3 protein-coding genes are annotated in these 5,900 nt (G+C 38.8%); all 3 read left to right on the top strand.

Features of this window, described 5'->3' with window-relative positions:
* Positions 1-239: 239 nt before the first annotated feature.
* Positions 240-2,216: a TolC family outer membrane protein gene (locus CXF76_RS05925; protein WP_024589969.1), complete on the top strand. Its 1,977-nt coding sequence runs from the start codon at positions 240-242 to the stop codon at positions 2,214-2,216.
* Between the two features lie 120 nt (positions 2,217-2,336).
* The gene (locus CXF76_RS05920) at positions 2,337-4,475 is read left to right on the top strand and encodes a type I secretion system permease/ATPase (RefSeq protein WP_101163258.1); all 2,139 of its coding nucleotides are present in this window, start codon (positions 2,337-2,339) and stop codon (positions 4,473-4,475) included.
* Entirely contained in the window at positions 4,472-5,893 is a 1,422-nt protein-coding gene (locus tag CXF76_RS05915; RefSeq protein WP_101163257.1) for an HlyD family type I secretion periplasmic adaptor subunit, read from the top strand. The genes CXF76_RS05920 and CXF76_RS05915 overlap by 4 nt, the downstream gene beginning before the upstream one ends.
* Positions 5,894-5,900 lie beyond the last annotated feature (7 nt).

Below are 5,900 nucleotides of genomic sequence, written 5' to 3'. Positions count from 1 at the left end.
TTAGGTACCCTCAAACTTTTTAAAATAACAATCTAATAAGTTAAAGGTAGAACAAAAAAAGCACATAGATACTGGACTCAAGTACAGGTTTAGAAGAAAAATTCAAAAATAAAAAATCAACAAAAAAGTGGTAGAAATTTTTTTTTATGCTACCCGAAAAGATTACTTGCAAAATAAGTACTCCTTTACTAAATATTTAAGAGAGTATTTTTGGTCTTAACAGGATCTAAGAGGAAGAAATGATTATAAAAAACACTTTTAAAAAGCACCAAGGGACTATGTTAATCGGATTAGCGATTACAGCCGTAACTTTATCAAACTACGTGCATGCAAACGAACAATCAGCAATGCCACTTACCTACGTTTCAAGTAAAGCGATTGAAAACAATCCTGAAGTACAAGAAGCATGGCATGCTTTTAAATCTTCTATTTATGGAGTGGATGCTGCCCGTTCAGGTTATTTACCAAGTGTTGATGTATCAGCAAGTGCAGGATATGAAAGAAGAAATTACGGTATTGAAGAAGAATATAACCGTAATACAGCCGAATTAAGCGTTACTCAAATGCTTTATGACGGTTTTAGAACATCGAATACAGTTGACCGTTTTAAACGTATTCAACTTATTAGGTACTTTGAGCTTATTTCTCAAACAGAACAAACAGCACTTGAAGCCTCGATTGCACTACTTGACGTACAAAAATTCAAAGAGTTAGTACAACTTGCAGAAGCTAATTTACAAGAGCACGAGTCTGTATACCAACAAATAGAGCAAAGCGTAGGCGCCGGTGTAGCGCGCGCAGCAGACCTAGAACAAATTAGTGGCCGTTTATCTCTAGCGCAATCTAATGTATTAACGGAGTACTCAAATTTACATGATGTAAGCGCTCGCTACCTAAGGGTTGTAGGTGAGCTGCCTATGAACGATATAAAGCAAGCTGACCTTGATGAAAACAATATACCAATTTCGGTTAACCAAGCGCTAGACGTCGCCTACAAAAACAGCCCTTCGTTTTATGCCTCTTTGTATAATATTGAAGCGCAAAAAGCGAACGCCAAAGCACAAAAAGCGGCCTTTCACCCTAACGTAGATTTATCTGCCCGCTACGGTAGCCAAGATAGAGATGAGCTTGGTCAAAATGAAACCAGAACAGAAGCGCGAGTCGGCATAGATATTAGTTATAACTTGTATAACGGTGGTCTAGATAGCGCTAATTTAGAACAAGCTTATCAAGATATAAACATTGCAAAATATCAACGAGATCAAGCCTGTATTGATATTCGTCAAAGTCTGCAAATTGCCTACTACAACGTCACTATACTAGAGCAAAAGTTGCCAGCGCTTAATCAACACCGCGAATCATCAACTAAAGTTAAAATTGCATATAAAGATCAATTTGATATAGGCCAACGAACTCTACTAGACGTGCTTGATGCCGAAAACGAATCGTTCCAATCAACACGTTCATACATAGTTGCGCTATACGACCGCCAATCGGCTATTTTAACTATGCTAAAAGAAATGGGGAAATTATTGCCAGCACTTGACGTAATGTCAGGTAAATACCCTACATTAAAAGAGCTAACTGACGATCCTATTGTGCATAACGCACAAAATATTTGTCCGAGTTACGATGTAGCAACCACCTTTAGCCGCAAGGCATTTCTACAAAAAAAAGCGAAGCAAGATAATGCCTACATGAGTGTAACCGCTATGCCAAGGTACTTAGATATACCGTTGGAAACCGACACTACACCAAGTAACTTTTTAGATGATGATGGTGACGGCGTACCAAACGAGCAAGACACTTGTCCGAGTACACCGCTGTCAACTAATGTTGATTTATCTGGCTGTACAATTTATAGCGCATCAACCTCGAATATAGAGATTGGTATCCCTTTTTCTGCTGACTCAAGCGATGTAAGGTCTCAATATATTCAAGAAATTAGTCGGCTTGCAGATTTTTTAAAAGAAAACCCAAATAAGCAGGTTGAAATACGAGGTCATGCATCTCTAGATGGAGATCGAACATATAACCGCAAACTATCTGAAAAACGTGCGTTTGCCGTTGCTGAAATTCTAATTAAACAATTCGATATAAAACCAAAACGTGTTAAATCGTTCGGGTACGGTATTGATCAACCTCGAGTAAACGAAATATCAGTAAGAGCGAATGCTGCGAATCGACGTATCGAAGCTGTAATTACTGATAGCTAAGTCAATTAACGTTATGTAAATAACCTAAACTCGGCTTGAAATATTTAAGCTAAATTTATTTCTCGAGTTTAGGTTTAGTAGTAACAACCGCATGCAGTTCTACATAACATTGGATGGTTTATGGAATTAAACGATGTACTTGATCATGGTGGCATACTCGTTGACTGCCTAGCAGTTTTATGTCGCCATCATGATAAAGAGTTTTCAAGAGAAGCACTATTAAATGGACTTCCTCTAACTGATGGAAATCTTACTCCATCAGGTTTTTCGCGCGCAGCTAAGCGCATTGGCTTTAAATCGAAAGTAGTTAATAAGCCACTACAAAAAATTAATACAGCACTACTGCCTGCCATCTTAATTTTAAAAGACAATCAAGCCTGTGTTATTAATTCTATTGATTACGATAAGCAGGTGGTGAGTGTAATTTACCCAGAGCTTACCGAATCAGTTATCGAACAAAGCATTGATGAATTAGCAGGCAACAGTGTTGGTTTAATTATTTATGCACAACCAGAATTTGCATTTGATGAGCGAACACCTGTACTTGAAAAACTATCAAAAGACGGATGGTTTTGGGGAGTAATTAAAGAATGCCGCTCACTTTATAAAGACGTAATCATTTCAGCTATTGCTTTGGGCTTTTTGTCGGTTGCTATGCCTTTATTTGTAATGAATGTATATGACCGCGTAGTGCCTAACCATGCAACAGAAACCCTTTGGGTACTTGCCATTGGTATTTTAATAGCACTCACTGCTGACTTTGTTTTACGCTTAGTAAGAGGCTATTTTGTAGAGCTTGCTGCAAGCAGAATAGATGTCAAAGTATCGGCTGTAATTATGGAGCGGGTATTAGGTATGAAACTAAAAAACCGTCCATCATCAGCTGGCTCCTTTGCTAGCAATATTCAATCATTTGAAGCTGTACGTAACTTTTTTAGCTCCATAACGCTTGTCGCATTAGTCGACTTACCATTCGTAGTTTTATATTTAATTGTTATCGCCATTATTGGCGTACCTCTAAGTTTACCCATTATCGCGGGCGCACTTATATTATTAGCTTACGCTATAGCCGCACACCGCAAACTTGAAGCCCTTTCAGAGCAAACAATGAAAGCAAGCTCAATGCGAAATGCAGTATTAGTAGAAAGTTTAACCAATATTGAAGATGTAAAAAGCTTTCACTCAGAGTGTAAAACACAATCTGTATGGGAAAAGTCGACCATTTACATTGCGCAAGTAAACGCACAAAGTCGACTCGTTTCTAGCTCTATATCAAATACAGCATCGTGGATACAGCAATGTGTAGGCGTGATAATAATGATAATAGGCGTACACCTCGTTATTGAAGGTGAGCTAACTCAAGGCGGATTAATTGCAGCCTACTTATTATCATCTCGTGCTATGGGCCCTATTGGGCAGTCAGCCGCTGTTTTAGCGCAATATCATCATGCCGCAATAGCAATGCAATCACTAAATGAGATTATGGAAAAAGAGGTCGAGCGCCCACCTGGTAAGCATTGGTTAAGACACCCTATTTTAAAGGGCGATATAGAATTTAAAGATGTATGCTTTAAATACTCTGACGAATCTCATAATGCACTCAACGGCGTTAGTTTTAAAATTAAAGCCGGTGAAAAAGTCGCAATTTTAGGACGTAATGGCTCTGGTAAAAGTACATTAGAAAAGCTTATCTTAGGGCTATATGAACCCTGTTCAGGAGCAATTTTGATGGACAATAACGATATACATCAAATTGACCCTGCAGAGCTTCGCCATAATATTGGTTATGTACCGCAAACCGTAGCCCTGTTTTATGGGACCTTAAAAGACAACCTTACGATAAGCGCTTGGCATGCCAAAGACGAGCAAATTATTGAAGCCTGTGAGCGAAGCCAATTATTTGATTTAATTAATTCGCACCCCGACGGATTTGATCTACAAGTAGGCGAGCAAGGCCGCCAATTATCAGGAGGGCAACGCCAAGCTGTAGGTATGGCAAGAGCCATAATTAACGACCCACCAATACTATTACTAGATGAACCAACCTCATCGCTAGATCACAATAGTGAAAGTAAAATTATTAACAATTTAAAAAATTATTCTAAAAATAAAACCCTAATTGTAGTGACTCACCGCTCATCATTACTCGAGCTTGTTGACCGTATTATAGTTTTAGATAACGGAAAAGTAGTTGCTGATGGACCAAAACAAAAAGTAATTGCGGCGTTAAATAATAAAACCGTGGAGCAAGCCTCATGAGTGATAACAAAAAACCACTTGAACAACGCTCTTTTGAATCTGTTAGCAAAGCAATAGAAGCAAGAAAACAAGGTAAGCCATCCGTATTTAATAAACTATTTAAAGGATGGATTTCACCGCCAAATACTCAAGACTGGGTAGTAGATGCACAGTGGGAAAAAATGCAGCAGGAACCAGCAAGCGCTAGGTTACTGCTTTATTTAATTTGTTTAACGTTTATATGCCTTATTGTGTGGTCTGGCTTTGCTAATTTAGATGAAGTTGCTCGTGGCGAGGGTCGTGTTATTCCCTCTAATAAATTACAGCTTATTCAATCTTATGATGGTGGTATGGTCGAAAAAATAAATGTCCGAGAAGGCCAAATAGTAAACGAGGGTGATGTACTCATTAAAATAGACCCTACCCGCTTTATTTCTAGCTTTAGAGAAAATCAATCCAAGGTTGAATCGTTAAGTGCAAAAGTTGCGAGGCTCAGAGCGCTCACTCAAAAAAAGGAGCTCGTATTTAACGAAGATGTTATAAAAAATGCACCTCAGGTGGTTCAACACGAACGCTCTCTTTATTTGAGTAACAGCCAAGAGTTGGAGCAACAGGTAAGTATACACAAACGCCAACTAGAGCAGCGACACCAAGATTATATTGAAGCAAAAGCGGCACTTCAGCAGCATACCAGCGCGCTACGCTTAACAAACAGGGAGCTTAAAGTGACCCGCCCATTGTTACGCACCGGTGCTATTTCGGATATAGATATTATTCGTTTAGAGCGTCAAATAGTTGATTTAAACGGCGAGATAAACAGAACCAAAGCAGTTATAAATAGGAGTCTTTCGGCCATTAACGAAGCTAAAAATAAGGTAACCGAAGTTGAGCTCGTTATGATTAACCGCTGGAACAATGAACTCTCCGAAGCGCTACTGCGACTAGATTCAATTAAAGAAACTGAATCTGGCTTAGCCGATAAAGTAACTCAAACTGAAATACGCTCTCCTGTTAAAGGCACTGTACAACGATTATTAGTTAATACTGTTGGCGGTATTTTACAGCCAGGTAGTGATGTTATGGAAATTGTCCCGCTTGACGCTCAACTTGTAGTAGAGGCAAAAATCCCGCCTAAAGACATTGCATTTTTACGCCCTGGGCAATCTGCAATGATAAAATTTAGTGCCTACGACTTTGCCGTATATGGTGGCCTTGAAGCCGAAGTATTACATATAAGTGCCGATACAATTACAGATGACCGCGAGAATACCTTTTATTTGGTGCAGCTAAAAACCACCAAAAATAATTTTTCAAAAGAGCTGACTATTATTCCAGGAATGACCACTCAAGTGGATATTATTACCGGTAAAAAAACCGTACTTGAGTATATTTTAAAACCGGTTCTTAGAGCTACATCGCAAGCAATGACAGAGCGTTAAAACATTT

The sequence above is a fragment of the Pseudoalteromonas sp. 78C3 genome (assembly GCF_002836695.1).
Lineage (GTDB): Bacteria > Pseudomonadota > Gammaproteobacteria > Enterobacterales > Alteromonadaceae > Pseudoalteromonas > Pseudoalteromonas arctica.
This window is presented reverse-complemented; position numbering and strand designations above follow the sequence as displayed.

Bases quoted from the DNA above. Each gene is read 5' to 3' on its own strand.
- CXF76_RS05925 (WP_024589969.1), top strand. From the start codon at position 240: ATGATTATAAAAAACACTTTTAAAAAGCACCAAGGGACTATGTTAATC.
- CXF76_RS05920 (WP_101163258.1), top strand. From the start codon at position 2,337: ATGGAATTAAACGATGTACTTGATCATGGTGGCATACTCGTTGACTGC.
- CXF76_RS05915 (WP_101163257.1), top strand. From the start codon at position 4,472: ATGAGTGATAACAAAAAACCACTTGAACAACGCTCTTTTGAATCTGTT.